General features: G+C 71.3%; 10 protein-coding genes and 2 pseudogenes. 7 read left to right on the top strand and 5 right to left on the bottom strand.

Going from position 1 to position 12,864, the window contains the following annotated elements:
- Window positions 1-184: 184 nt before the first annotated feature.
- Window positions 185-1,717 (bottom strand): annotated as a pseudogene (locus BG90_RS38010) (DNA translocase FtsK); the annotation flags it as partial.
- A 193-nt stretch (window positions 1,718-1,910) separates the two neighbouring features.
- On the opposite strand from BG90_RS38010, the gene BG90_RS38005 reads away from it, so the two are divergent.
- The 3 genes from BG90_RS38005 to BG90_RS37995 all read left to right on the top strand — a co-directional run bounded on the left by BG90_RS38005 (window position 1,911) and on the right by BG90_RS37995 (window position 3,638).
- Window positions 1,911-2,387, top strand: a complete 477-nt coding sequence (locus BG90_RS38005; protein WP_107950832.1) for a hypothetical protein — start codon at window positions 1,911-1,913, stop codon at window positions 2,385-2,387.
- A 42-nt stretch (window positions 2,388-2,429) separates the two neighbouring features.
- On the top strand, window positions 2,430-2,735 hold the full coding sequence (locus BG90_RS38000) for a hypothetical protein (RefSeq protein ID WP_107950830.1): 306 nt from the start codon (window positions 2,430-2,432) through the stop codon (window positions 2,733-2,735).
- Window positions 2,736-3,041: 306 nt separating this feature from the next.
- Window positions 3,042-3,638: a hypothetical protein gene (locus BG90_RS37995; protein WP_107950828.1), complete on the top strand. Its 597-nt coding sequence runs from the start codon at window positions 3,042-3,044 to the stop codon at window positions 3,636-3,638.
- On the opposite strand, the pseudogene BG90_RS37990 reads toward BG90_RS37995, so the two are convergent.
- Window positions 3,548-5,536: pseudogene (locus tag BG90_RS37990) on the bottom strand (DNA translocase FtsK 4TM domain-containing protein); the annotation flags it as partial. The gene BG90_RS37995 and the pseudogene BG90_RS37990 overlap by 91 nt on opposite strands.
- 185 nt (window positions 5,537-5,721) lie before the next feature.
- Window positions 5,722-6,270: an META domain-containing protein gene (locus BG90_RS02340; protein ID WP_010102384.1), complete on the bottom strand. Its 549-nt coding sequence runs from the start codon at window positions 6,268-6,270 to the stop codon at window positions 5,722-5,724.
- 599 nt (window positions 6,271-6,869) lie between these two features.
- Between BG90_RS02340 and purT the strand changes: the two genes are divergently transcribed.
- The 4 genes from purT (at window position 6,870) to BG90_RS02320 (ending at window position 10,603) form a co-directional block, all read left to right on the top strand.
- The gene (gene purT, locus BG90_RS02335) at window positions 6,870-8,084 is read left to right on the top strand and encodes a formate-dependent phosphoribosylglycinamide formyltransferase (RefSeq protein WP_010114467.1); all 1,215 of its coding nucleotides are present in this window, start codon (window positions 6,870-6,872) and stop codon (window positions 8,082-8,084) included.
- 171 nt (window positions 8,085-8,255) lie between these two features.
- Window positions 8,256-8,420 carry a DUF6726 family protein gene (locus BG90_RS36595; protein WP_010102389.1) on the top strand — a complete coding sequence of 55 codons (165 nt, stop codon included), beginning with the start codon at window positions 8,256-8,258 and terminating at the stop codon, window positions 8,418-8,420.
- 64 nt (window positions 8,421-8,484) lie between these two features.
- Window positions 8,485-8,871 carry an MliC family protein gene (locus tag BG90_RS02325; RefSeq protein ID WP_010114468.1) on the top strand — a complete coding sequence of 129 codons (387 nt, stop codon included), beginning with the start codon at window positions 8,485-8,487 and terminating at the stop codon, window positions 8,869-8,871.
- Between the two features lie 280 nt (window positions 8,872-9,151).
- Window positions 9,152-10,603 (top strand): DEAD/DEAH box helicase, encoded by a 1,452-nt coding sequence (locus BG90_RS02320; RefSeq protein ID WP_045568035.1) that lies wholly within the window; start codon window positions 9,152-9,154, stop codon window positions 10,601-10,603.
- A gap of 306 nt (window positions 10,604-10,909) precedes the next feature.
- On the opposite strand, the gene gluQRS is transcribed toward BG90_RS02320, so the two are convergent.
- A complete protein-coding gene (gene gluQRS / locus BG90_RS02315; RefSeq protein ID WP_010114471.1) occupies window positions 10,910-11,803 on the bottom strand; it encodes a tRNA glutamyl-Q(34) synthetase GluQRS in 894 nt (297 codons plus the stop codon).
- Between the two features lie 43 nt (window positions 11,804-11,846).
- A complete protein-coding gene (locus BG90_RS02310) occupies window positions 11,847-12,728 on the bottom strand; it encodes a sulfurtransferase (RefSeq protein ID WP_010102396.1) in 882 nt (293 codons plus the stop codon).
- Window positions 12,729-12,864: the final 136 nt, after the last annotated feature.

Here is a 12,864-nt window from a genome sequence, read left to right as displayed (position 1 = left end):
CCGCCGCGGCCGGTCGGATCCGGCAGGAAAGAGACGGGCGCCGCGTTCGTTCCGGTCGTCCGTTCGAGTTCGAGAAATCGAAAAAGAAAACCCCTTCGCGATACGCGAGGGGGTTTCCTTTTGCTGCATTGCGTCGCGCCGCGCGGCGTCGAAGCCGTGCCGCGCGGCACATGCGCCGGCGCGCTTATTCGGGCAGCGGCGGCGCGAGCACCTCGCGGCTGCCGTTGATCCCCATCGGCGACACGAGGCCCGCCGCCTCCATCTGCTCGACGAGCCGCGCCGCGCGGTTGTAGCCGATGCGCAACTGCCGCTGCACCGACGAGATCGACGCGCGCCGCGTACGCACGACGAACGCGACGGCCTCGTCGTAGAGCGGATCGGCCTCCGCGTCCGGCGCCTCGCCGAACAGATCCTGCGCCCCGCCTTCGGCGCTCGGCCCGTCGAGAATCCCTTCCTCGTACTGCGGTTCGCCGAACTGCTTCAGATACTCGACGATCCGGTGCACTTCCTCGTCCGCGACGAACGCGCCGTGCACGCGCTGCGGGTAGCCGGTGCCGGGCGGCAGGAACAGCATGTCGCCCTGGCCGAGCAGCGATTCGGCGCCCATCTGGTCGAGGATCGTGCGCGAATCGATCTTCGACGACACCTGGAATGCGACGCGCGTCGGAATGTTCGCCTTGATGAGGCCCGTGATCACGTCGACGGACGGACGCTGCGTCGCGAGAATCAGGTGGATGCCGGCCGCGCGCGCCTTCTGCGCGAGCCGCGCGATCAGCTCCTCGATCTTCTTGCCGGCGACCATCATCAGGTCGGCAAGCTCGTCGATCACGACGACGATGAGCGGCAGCGGCGACAGCGGCTCCGGATCGTCGGGCGTGAGCGAGAACGGGTTGCCGATCTTCTTTTCCTTCGCGGCGGCGTCGCGGATCTTCTGGTTGAAGCTCGCGAGATTGCGCACGCCGACGGCCGACATCAGCCGATAGCGCTTCTCCATCTCGCCGACGCACCAGTTGAGCGCGTTCGCGGCGAGCTTCATGTCGGTGACGACGGGCGCGAGCAGATGCGGGATGCCTTCATAGACCGACAGCTCGAGCATCTTCGGATCGATCATGATGAGCCGCACGTCCTCGGGCGTCGCCTTGTAGAGGAGCGACACGATCATCGCGTTGATCGCGACCGACTTGCCCGAGCCGGTCGTGCCGGCGACGAGCATGTGCGGCGCCTTCGCGAGATCGGTGACGACCGGGTTGCCGGTGATGTCCTTGCCCATCGCGAGCGTGAGCTGCGACGCCGAGTGCTGGTACTGGCGCGACGCGAGGATTTCGGACAGGCGGATCACTTGCCGCTTCGCGTTCGGCAGTTCGAGGCCCATGCAGGTCTTGCCGGGAATCGTCTCGACGACGCGGATCGACGTGAGGCCGAGGCCGCGCGACAGGTCCTTCATCAGGCCGACGATCTGGCTGCCGCGCACGCCGAGCGCGGGCTCGATTTCGAAGCGGGTGATCACGGGGCCGGCCGACGCGCCGACGACCGTCACCGGCACCTTGAACTCCTGCAGGCGCTGCTCGATGATCTGGCCGGTTTGCGCGAGATGCTCGTCGGAGATTGCCTCGATGGTGTCGGACGCGGGTTCGAGCAGATCGAGCGTCGGCAGTTCGACGTTCGACGCGGCGGGCGCGTGGAATGCGAACGCGTTCGGGCCGGGCTGGAGCGTGGGGCGGGGGGGCTCGGCGGAGACGGCGTTCGACGGCGCGGCGACGGCAGCCGACTCGGGCGGGATGGTCGGTGCGCCTGGCGTGCCGGGTGCTTCCGGCGCCCCCGGTGCGGCGGCGTGCGGCGACGGTGACCACGGCGAAGCGCCCGGCACGGCTGCGGCGGGCGCGCCGGCAACCGGTGCGACGGTGGCAGGCGTGACAACGGCTGGTGCGGCGGCGGCTGGTGCGACGGCGGCTGGTGCGACGGCAGAGGTCGCCGAGGTCGGCACGGCTTGGCCCGGGGCCGCGCCGGTCGGTCCGGCGAAGCTCGGCACGGCTGCGTTCGGCACGCTCGACACGTGGCCGGGCGGCATCGGCGCGTGCGATGCGGCGACGTTCGGCGGCGTGACGCTCGGCGAGGCGACTGCGCCGGAAGCGCCGACGCCCGTCGTTGCGGCCGTCGGCGTGCTCACGCCCGGCGCGACGGACGGTGCACTGGCGGGCGACGTGATTGCGTTCGACGTGACGGCGGGCGCGGCGACGACGATCGGCGAGGCAACGCCCGCCGCGGCGACGGTCGGCGCGACGGCGCTTGGCGCAACTGCGGCTGGCTGGGCATTCGGCGCGCCGATGGGCGGCGCGACCGGGCTCGATGGGGGGACGGCCGTCGCGATCGCGCCGGGCGCGCTGTAGGGCGTCGCGGTCGCACCAGGCGCGGCGACGTACGGCGAAGCCGTGTTCGACGCGTTCCGCGCGGCATTCGGCTGCGGGATTGCGCCGGGCGTGCCGGCGGGTGGCGTGGTCGCGTTCGGCGCGCGGACAGACGAAATCGCCGCAGCCGGATTGACTGCGCTCGGGGCGGTCGCTGCCGCCGCACGGGCGGCGTCCAGCATGCCGACGGCCGCGCCGACCATGCCGACTGCGCCGGCGGCATTGCCCGTCGAGGTCTGCGTTGAAGAAGGAGGCGCAGCGAGCGAAGCCGCCGAGGTGGTCGAAGCGGTCGAAGCAATCGGCGACGCGGCCGTCGCCGGCATTGTCTGAGCCTTCGACTCGTTCGATACGACCGCGGTCTTCTCCGGCATCGGCGCGGTCGCGTTTCCGGTCGCGGCCAATGCGTCGCTGTTCCGAGCGCTCGTCGCGGGGCGCGCGGCGTCGCCCGGCCGGGGCAGGGCGGTTGCAGCACCGGCCGACGACTCGGCGGGCGTCGGTTGCGAGGCGGCCGCACTGATCGCGGCCGCAGCTTGTGCCGATTGCGTTTGCGCGTGCGATTCGATTTGCGCCGTCGCGGAAGAGGCGGCCGGGGCGCCGGCGTCAACCGCGTCTTCCCACGGCGCGATCGCGCTTCGCGTGTCGACGGCCTGCGAAGTGCTCGCTATCGCGCGTGAGTCGAAAGCGACGGCCGGTTGCGGCACGGCTGGCGCGCTGTTGTCGTTGGCCGGCGCGATCGGCTTGCGGTCGGCGGCGCCGTCGTTCGACGTGGCGGCCAGCGCGGCGCCTGCCGCGGTCGGGGCGGCAATTGGCGACGCGGGAGCGACGCTCGGCGCGGCCACGGATCGCTGCTCGCCTGCCGCGAACGCGGCCGCCGGTTCCTGGTTCGACGACGGCGTGTCGGCAATGTCGAGCGCGGGCCCATGCGGCGCGGCGTCGGCTCGCGACTTCGCATCGGGCGCGCCGGCCGCATTTTTGGCGTCGTCTGTGTCGGACATCGCAGCCGATGCGAGTTTTGTCGCCGTGGCCGGCTGGACCGCTTCGGCGATGATCGGCGCGACGGCCGTTGCAACGGCCGTGGCGTCGGCTATGACGTTGCACGCCGATGCCGTGGCGGATGCAACGTTCCGCTCCGCCGGATTGTCGACAGGCGCGTCGACATCGGCGACGGGCGCGGCGTGTTCGACGGCGGCATTGGCGGCAGTGGCGGGTATGACGGACGCGTCAATCCGGTGATCCGTTTCAGCGGCCGGCGGCACGGATTGTCCGGCCGCGCCGACTTCGCGGGCATGCGCGACGGGCGTGCCGACGTCGATGCCGCGAGCGGCATCGACCGATGCGGCCGCGACTTCAGCGGACGTGATCTCGTCCGTGACGTCGACGGCTGGGGCTACCGCCGATTTGGCGGCGAGCGCGCCGGCATCGGCACGGGAGGCGGCATTGGCGTCGACCGTCGACCTGGCTGCATCGACAGCCGGTGCGGCAGTCTCGACGACGGGAGAAACCGCAGCCGCAGTCATTTCCTCTGCCGCCGGCATGCTCGATGCAACCGCCGCCGCCTCGATGGCCCGTGGCACGGACGGCGGCACGGACGGCGCGCGCGCCGCTTCCGGCGCCGGGGCGGCACCCGTCGCGCCGGCGATCGCCGTCCATTGTGCGGCGTTGGCCTCGATCGAGCGCAGTGTCTCGTGCACGCTCGCTGCGGGCGCGATGCGTTCCGCGGGCTTTTCCGTCCACGCGTAGAGCGGCGCGCGCGCCGGGCCGGCCGGCCGCTTGCGCGCGGATTCGGCGACGGGCGCGGCGATCGGCGCGCGGGCGGCGGGCTGCAGCGGCGTCGCGGCGAGGTTGCGCGGCGCGACGGCAGCCTGCCGCGACGGCGTGAACGTCATCGGCCGATTGCGGGCCGCGGACACGGCGGCCTGCGTCGCCGGGCGGCGCAGCACGAAGCGCTCGTCGGGCGTGGCGGGACGCGGGCCCGACCGTTTGCCGATCGCCGCGACGGCCGCGGTCGAGCCGATCGGCTTGGCGATGCCGGCCGCAGCCGGTGCGAACGGTGCGTGCGGCGCGCCGGACGGAACGGGCGTGCCGAGCGGAGTGGCCGCGCCGCCTGCCGATGCGGCGACGCCTGCCGGCTTCGCGAGTCCGCCTGCCGGCATCGTTCCCGCGGCCCTTGCCGGGCCGGTCGCAGGCGCGGCCGAGACGGGATGCGGTGCTTTCGCCGCAGTGCTTCCTTGCGTCGCCGGGCTCGCAGCTTTCGGCACGCCGCTCGCCGGCATCGTCGCCGTCGTCGGGTTGGCCGCTTTGGGCGTGCTGCTCACGGGCATGGCGGCGCCGGCCGTTTTCGCCGGCTCGCCCGTCGTCATTGCATTGCCCGCCGCCTTCGAGAATCCGGTCGCGGGCGCCGCGGCCCCAGCCGCGGCCGCCTTCGCGACGCCGCTGGCCGCCGCTTCCGTCATCGCGGCCGCCGACGCCGCGCCGCGCGCGGGCGCACCCGGCTTGAGCCACCCGGAGGACGCGGTCGGCTCCACCGCGGCTCGCGCCGCGCCGCCCGCGGCGGCGTTGCGTCGATCGCCGCGCGGCGCGTCGTTCGGCTTCCACAGCGTCGGCCGCGAAAAGCGGCCGTTCTGCCGAGGCGCCATCGAGTTGACCGTGTGCGCGGTCGTCGGCTGCACGTCGGCTGCGCGACGCACGCGCCGGTCGTCGTCGCGATGCAGCGCGGCGCGCGGCAGGTCCGCGACGCCGCGCGATTCGTCGTCGCCGCGCTCGCGCGCGAAGCGGATCCCGAACGATGCGTCGAGCCACGCGTTCACCTGCTGCCAGCGGACGCCGACGAGCCACGGCAGCCCGACGAAAAACAGCACGACCATCGCGAGCGGCGTCCCGATGTGTCCGAACACTCGTTCGAAGCCGCCCGCGAGCGCGTGGCCGAGCGCGTTCGTCGTCGCGTCGCCCGGCAGCGCGGTCGCGAGCGTGCAGCTCGCGACGAGCACGCAGAAGAAGCCGAGCCATAGCCGGATCGAGCCGTGGCCCGCGAGGCCGCCGCCGCCCGGCAGCATCGCCTTGACGAGCCGCCAGAAAAGAGGAATGAACCAGACGGCCGAGAAGCCGAACCAGCCGAGAACTACCGTTTGCATGCTCAGAAACTGGAGGAGGACGGGGCGCGACGCGCGACCCCGTCGAGTTTAACCGGTCGACGAAGATGCTTTCGAGAACGGCGCGCGTCGTCGCGCCGTTCTCGTGGGCGCGCGACCCGGCGGGCGGCGCCCGCCGTCCGCATCGCCGGCAGGGCCTTCCGCCGCGCGTCGCGCGGCGGCGCGGCTTACTTGCTGTCGCGGCGCGCGAACGTCAGCGTCGCGCCGTCGTCGGTGATGAGGATCAACTGCTGAGGATCGCGCATCTGCACGCCGGCCTTCGCGATGTGGCCGAGCGCGGCGAGATAGTCGCGCTCGAGCGTGGTGCGCGCCGGCGCGATGCACGCCATCCGCGTGCCGACGAGCGGGCCGAAGCTCAGCACGCCGTTCTTCACGTCGTAGGTGCCTCCGTAGCGGTTGCAGCCCGAGAAGCCGGCCGCGCGCCGCACGCCCGACTGCGTCGACAGCGCGAGCTTGATCGGCTCGCCGTTGTCGCCGTGCGGGACGTCGCGCTGCGAGCCGTCGGCATTGCGCCAGTTGACGAGCTCCCAGCTCGTGTCGTCGATCAGCTGGATCGTCGCGGGATTGAATGGATCGGGGGCGGGGGCGCTCGAGTCGGGATGAGTCGGCATCGTGCAGGCGGCGAGAAGCGCGGCGACGGTCAGCGCACCGAGCGGCGCGCGCAGCGAGCGGACAACGCGAAAGCGCATGCGCGCGGCTGCGGATGAATTGAACATGGCCTCGTTCCTCTTCGAATCTTCAATGTTGCTGGCGAAGCCGTAAGGGTAACGCACTAGCGTCGTCCGACGCGAGCGGACAGTCGCCGCACGCGTTCGTTCGTGCGTCTTGCGGCGATGACGCGGTGCGTTTCTTGCGCGATTCGCGGGCAATGCGGCGCGTTGCGAAGGATTGCGTCGGATCGTTGCGATGGTCGTGCGGTGGGTGGCTTTGCGACGCGTATGCGACGCCAAAGTGTCGTCGCGAGCGTCGTTGGCGCGCGGGGACCTCGGAGTGCTCGGCGATGCCGGGGTTTCCGACGCGCGTCGAAGCCGCCGGTCATTTCGTGGATGGCGCGACGGCGGGGAAGTTGCGAAGGCTGTAAAAGTCGCGAAGGTCGCAAAGGGCTGCAATGGTCGCGGAGCGCAGGAGCGAGCGGAAGGTGCGGCTGCAAAGCTTCGCAGTTGCGACGTCCCGGCGCCCGCGAGCCGCCGCGCGGCGCGCCCGCCGCCGCCCGCCCGCCGACGGCCGCAACCGCCCAAATCGACGGGCGGCGCACAGGCCCTGCGTGTTAACATCGCAAGTCGTTTTCGACATCCATCATCCAGCGGGAAATCTCATGCAGATCGGTCAGCGGCTCGGCACGCCGCTTTCGCCGTCCGCCACGCGCGTCATGCTGCTCGGCGCGGGCGAGTTGGGCAAGGAAGTCATCATCGCGTTGCAGCGGCTCGGCGTCGAAGTGATCGCCGTCGACCGCTATCCGAACGCGCCCGGACATCAGGTCGCGCATCGCGCGCACGTGATCGACATGACGGATCCGGACGCGCTGCGCGCGCTCGTCGACGCGGAGCGTCCGCATCTCGTCGTGCCCGAAATCGAGGCGATCGCGACCGACGCGCTCGCTTCGATCGAAGCGGCCGGCATCGCCGAAGTGATTCCGACCGCGCGCGCGACGCAGCTCACGATGAACCGCGAGGGCATCCGCCGGCTCGCGGCCGAGACGCTCGGGCTGCCGACGTCGCCGTACGCGTTCGCGCAGTCGTTCGACGAATTCAAGGCGGCCGTCGCGCGGATCGGTTTCCCGTGCGTCGTGAAGCCCGTGATGTCGTCGTCGGGCAAGGGGCAGTCGGTCGTCAAGCGCGACGCCGACGTCGAGTCCGCGTGGCAGTACGCGATGGCGGGCGGCCGCGTGAATCACGGCCGCGTGATCGTCGAGGGCTTCGTCCAGTTCGATTACGAGATCACGCAGCTCTCGGTGCGCGCGATCGATCCGGCGAGCCTCGAGACGCGCACCTATTTCTGCGAGCCGATCGGGCACGTGCAGGTCGCGGGCGACTACGTCGAGTCGTGGCAGCCGCAGCCGATGAGCGCGAAGGCGCTCGAACGCTCGCGCGACATCGCGCATCGCGTGACGGCCGCGCTCGGCGGCCGGGGGATCTTCGGCGTCGAGCTGTTCGTGCGCGGCGATGACGTCTGGTTCTCCGAAGTGAGCCCGCGCCCGCACGACACGGGGCTCGTCACGCTCGCGTCGCAGCGCCAGTCGGAGTTCGAACTGCACGCGCGCGCGATTCTCGGCTTGCCGGTCGAGCCGGCGCTCGCGACGCCCGCCGCGTCGGCCGTGATCTACGGCGGGCTCGACGAAGCGGGCATCGCGTTCGAAGGCGTGCGCGACGCGCTCGCGGTGCCGGGCGCGGACCTGCGTCTGTTCGGCAAGCCGGAGAGCTTCGTCAAGCGCCGCATGGGCGTCGCGCTCGCGACGGGCGCGAACGTCGACGAGGCGCGCGAGCGCGCGAAGCGGGCGGCCGCCGCGGTGCGGCCGGTGTCCGCGCGCTGACGATGCGCGATGCGCATCGCGCGCATCGGCGGATGCGGCGGGGCGCCGCGATCGGTTCGTGCCGGTCGCGATGCCGCGTCGGTCCACAAGCGGCAAATTGAAGTTTCCGGGCCGCCGCGCTTGCGTACATCGACGCGAAGGGCGCGCAGCGGGCCGGGAGAGGAGGTGGCAATGAAGTGGATGTTGATCGTTGCATTGTGTCTGTCGACGGCGGGCTGCGGGCTTGCCGCCGCGCCGTGCCGGATCGCGTCGGCGGGGCTCAAGATCGTGCCTGTCGTCGGCCACGTCGCGGCGGCGCCGACCGACGCGTGCGCGGGCGTCATCGATCCGGATTGACGAGGCAACGGCCTGGATGGCGGCGCCCGGTGCGGCGCGCGTCCATCGCTCGACGAGGAAAGGAATGAACGGGAAAATGCTGGCTGCGCTCGGCGCCGCCGGTCTGTGCGTGGCTGCGGGCGCGGCGCACGCGGCGCGGCTGACCGTCGAGGAGATCGACGCCGACGCGCGCGAAACGGTCGTCTATCGGTGCACGAACGAGCCGAAGCCGATGCGGGTGTCGTACTGGCGCGCGGACAACGGGCAGAGCTTCGCGCTCGTGCCCGTCAACGGATCGCGGCTGCTGTTCGTCGATACCGTGTCGGCGTCGGGCGTCCGCTATCAGGCGGGCCGCTACGTCTGGTGGACGAAGGGACGCGACGCGAACCTGTACGACGAAATCGCGGGCGAGAAAGCGCCGCCCGTGCTCGGCGACTGCAGCGAGATCCGGACGAAGCGCAAGAAGGGCTGAGCGGGGAACGCGCGCCGCGGGACGCGGCCGAGCCGCGCCGAGCGCCGCGCGGGCCATGCCGACGAAGCCGTTTTGCAAGGGATGCTACAATACTGCCCTTTCTGCCGGCATTCCTGCCGGACGAAGCCTCGCGCGCGGCCTGGACGGCCTCAAGCGCCGGCGGCGCCCTGCGGCGCGCCGCGGCTTCGTCTTCATTCCGAAGTGGTTTGCGCAGCCTGTCTCGCGAGCGAGCATGCCGCGCGCTAGATGTCCCGCCGCGCCTTTTGAGCGAAACGCCACCATGTCCGATTCTGTTGCCACGCCTGTCGACGCGACGTTCGATCAATTCGGCCTTGCCGCCGAGATCCTGAAAGCGATTGCTGACCAGGGCTATACGACGCCGACGCCGATCCAGGCGAAGGCGATTCCGGTCGTGCTGTCCGGCCGCGACGTGATGGGCGCCGCGCAGACCGGCACCGGCAAGACCGCGAGCTTCTCGCTGCCGATCATCCAGCGCCTGCTGCCGCAGGCGAGCACGAGCGCGTCGCCCGCCCGCCACCCGGTGCGCGCGCTGATCCTCACGCCGACCCGCGAGCTCGCCGACCAGGTCGCCGCGAACGTGCACGCGTACGCGAAGCACACGCCGCTGCGCAGCGCGGTCGTGTTCGGCGGTGTCGACATGAATCCGCAGATGGCCGAGCTGCGCCGCGGCGTCGAGGTCCTGATCGCGACGCCGGGCCGCCTGCTCGACCACGTCCAGCAAAAGACCGCGAATCTCGGGCAGGTGCAGATCCTCGTGCTCGACGAAGCGGACCGGATGCTCGACATGGGCTTCCTGCCTGATCTGCAGCGGATCCTGAACCTGCTGCCGAAAGAGCGTCAGACATTGCTGTTCTCGGCGACGTTCTCGCCGGAAATCAAGAAGCTCGCGTCGACCTACCTGCGCAACCCGCAGACGATCGAGGTCGCGCGCAGCAACGCGACCGCGACGAACGTCACGCAGATCGTCTACGACGTCGCCGAGGGCGACAAGCAGGCGGCCGTCGTCAAGCTGATCCGCGACCGCGCGCTCAAGCAGGTGATCGTGTTCTGCAACAGCAAGATCGGCGCGAGCCGCCTTGCGCGCCAGATCGAGCGCGACGGGATCGTCGCGTCGGCGATCCACGGCGACCGTTCGCAAAGCGAGCGGATGCAGGCGCTCGACGCGTTCAAGCGCGGCGAGATCGAAGCGCTCGTCGCGACCGACGTCGCCGCGCGCGGCCTCGACATCGTCGAGCTGCCGGCCGTCATCAACTTCGATCTGCCGTTCAGCGCGGAAGACTACGTGCACCGGATCGGCCGCACGGGGCGCGCGGGCGCGTCGGGCGACGCGCTGTCGCTATGCAGCCCGAACGAGCGCAAGCAGCTTGCCGACATCGAGAAGCTGATCAAGCGCGCGCTGCCGCTCGAGGCGCTCGAGCTCGACCTGCCGCGTCACCGCCCGCCGAGCGACGAGCGCGGCGGCCGCCGCGAGCGCGACCGTGACGAGCGCCGCGGCGCATCCGCCGGCCGCCGCTCGGCGGGCGGCGAGCGCCCGCATCATCCGCGCCGCGAAGCGCCGGTCGACGATTTCTTCCTGAAGCCGTACGAGCCGTCGACGCCGGCGCACGGCTCGGAAGAGGCGAAGCCCGTGCAGCCGGAGAAGAAGGCGCCGAAGCAGCCGCTCGCCGCGCTGCTCGGCGGGTTCGGGATGCCGCGCAAGACGTCGTCGTGATGCGGGGTTGAGCCTCGACGGGCGCCGGGAAGGCGCTGCGATAAACGAGAAGCGGGCGGGTGCGCGAGCATCCGCCCGCTTTGTTTTGCGCGCGGCGAGCGGGGCATCGGTCGAGCTTGGGGCGAAAGGGCGGCGTTGTCGCGGCCGGGCCGAATATGAACCGATCGGCGGGAGGTCGGCCGCGCAGACGAGGTCGCGAAGGATGCGCGGGGATGCCGAGGACCGCGGCCGGAGACCGCGCAGCCGGGCGACAGGGCCGAGCGACGCGGCGAAGCAATGCGAAAGCGGCCACGCGCCGCGCAAACGTCACCGGCGCGCGTTCGGTCCGAAACGCAAATCCCACGCGGCGATCGCGGCCGGATGGAACGCGTCGAGCGACGCGCGCGCCGCGGCGTCGAGCGACAGCCCGAGATGCCGCGCGGCGGCGACGAGCGCGGGCAGCGGCGCGGCGGGGTCGAGCGCGGTCGCGCCCGTCTGCTTGCTGAGCTTTTCGCCGTTCGCATCGACGACGACGGGCACGTGGAGATAGCTTGGCGTCGGCAGCCCGAGGCAGCGCTGCAAGTAGATCTGGCGCGCGGTCGAGTCGAGCAGGTCCGCGCCGCGCACGATGTGCGTGATGCCTGCGTCGCCGTCGTCGACGACGACAGCGAGCTGGTACGCCCATTGCCCGTCCGCGCGCTTGAGTACGAAATCGCCGACTTCCGTCGCGAGATCCTGCGTCTGCGTGCGCTGCCATCGATCGTCGAAACTGACGACCGCTGCCGCGCCGTCCGGCACGCGCAGCCGCCACGCGCGCGCGGGCTTGCCGCGCAGGCCGTCGCGGCAGGTGCCGGGATAAGCGAGCGTCGTGTGCCGCTCGTGCGCGGCGCGCAGCGAATCGGCGATCTCCTTGCGCGAGCAGCCGCACGGATAGACGAGCCCCGCGGCCGTGAGCCGCTCGAGCGCCGCCGTGTAGCGCGCGACGCGCGCGCTCTGCCGGACGGGCGGCTCGTCGGGGACGAAACCGAAGCGGGTCAGCGTCGCGAGGATGTCCTCGGCCGCGCCGGGCACCGTGCGCGGACCGTCGATGTCCTCGATCCGCACGAGCCACGCGCCGCCCCACGCGCGCGCGTCGAGCCAGCTCGCGAGCGCGCCGACGAGCGAGCCGAAATGCAGCGGGCCGGTGGGCGACGGCGCGAAGCGCCCGCGATAGCCTGTCATCCGATGCGGCGCGTGACGGAAGCGGGGAAGCGGACGCGCGGCGTCAGGCGGCGTGCGCCGGCTCGGCAGGACGGCTCGCACGCTCGCCGGGATGGCACGCGGGACAGGACTTGCCGGGCACGTAGAGCGGCGACCGCTGTGCTTCGGCCGGCACGACCGCGCGGCACGCGAAGCACGTGACATCGGCCGTCGGCGCGAGGCTCGGATTGAGCGCGGTGCGGTAATCGAACACGAAGCAGTCGCCGTGATAATGCGCGCCGCCCACTTCCTCGAAGTACTTGAGGATGCCGCCTTCGAGCTGATAGACGTGATCGATGCCGACGTCCTTCATGTGGATCGCCGCCTTCTCGCAGCGAATGCCGCCCGTGCAGAACGACACGATGGTCTTGCCCTCGAGGTCCGCGCGGTTCGCCTCGATCACTTCGGGGAACTGGCTGAACTTGTCGATCCGGTAGTCGAGCGCGTTGTCGAACGTGCCGACGTCGACCTCGAACGCATTGCGTGTGTCGAGCATCACGACGGGGCGGCCCGCGTCGTCGCGGCCCCGGTCGAGCCAGGTCTTCAACGTTTGCGCGTCGACGGACGGCGCGCGGCCGAGCTCGGGCTTGATCGCCGGCTTCTTCATCGTGATGATCTCGCGCTTCAGGCGCACGAGCATTCGGCGGAACGGCTGCGAATCGGACAGGCTCTCCTTGAACGGCAGGTCCGCGAACTTGCCTTCGAACAGCGGATCGTGGCGGAGATAGTCGACGAAGGCGTCGGTCGCTTCGCGGGAGCCCGCGATGAACAGGTTGATGCCTTCGGGGGCGAGCAGGATCGTGCCGCGCAGTCCGAGCGCATCGCAGCGCGCGGTGATGAGCGGCCGCCATTGCTCGATCGAGTCGAGCGAGACGAAGCGGTAGGCGGCGAGGTTGACGGTAGTCATGTCGGTCGGTAAGGCGGCTGCGGCCCGACGGCGCTGCGGCGCGAAAAAGGGCGCGGCTGAGCGGGTGGGCAGAAGCGGACGAAAAACGGAAAGCCGTATTATCCCGCAAACCGCGCGGCTTTCCGCAGTCGGCCGA

This window comes from Burkholderia oklahomensis C6786 (genome assembly GCF_000959365.1).
Classification (GTDB): domain Bacteria; phylum Pseudomonadota; class Gammaproteobacteria; order Burkholderiales; family Burkholderiaceae; genus Burkholderia; species Burkholderia oklahomensis.
The sequence above is the reverse complement of the archived record's forward strand: the minus strand, read 5'-3'. Positions and strand labels throughout refer to the sequence as shown.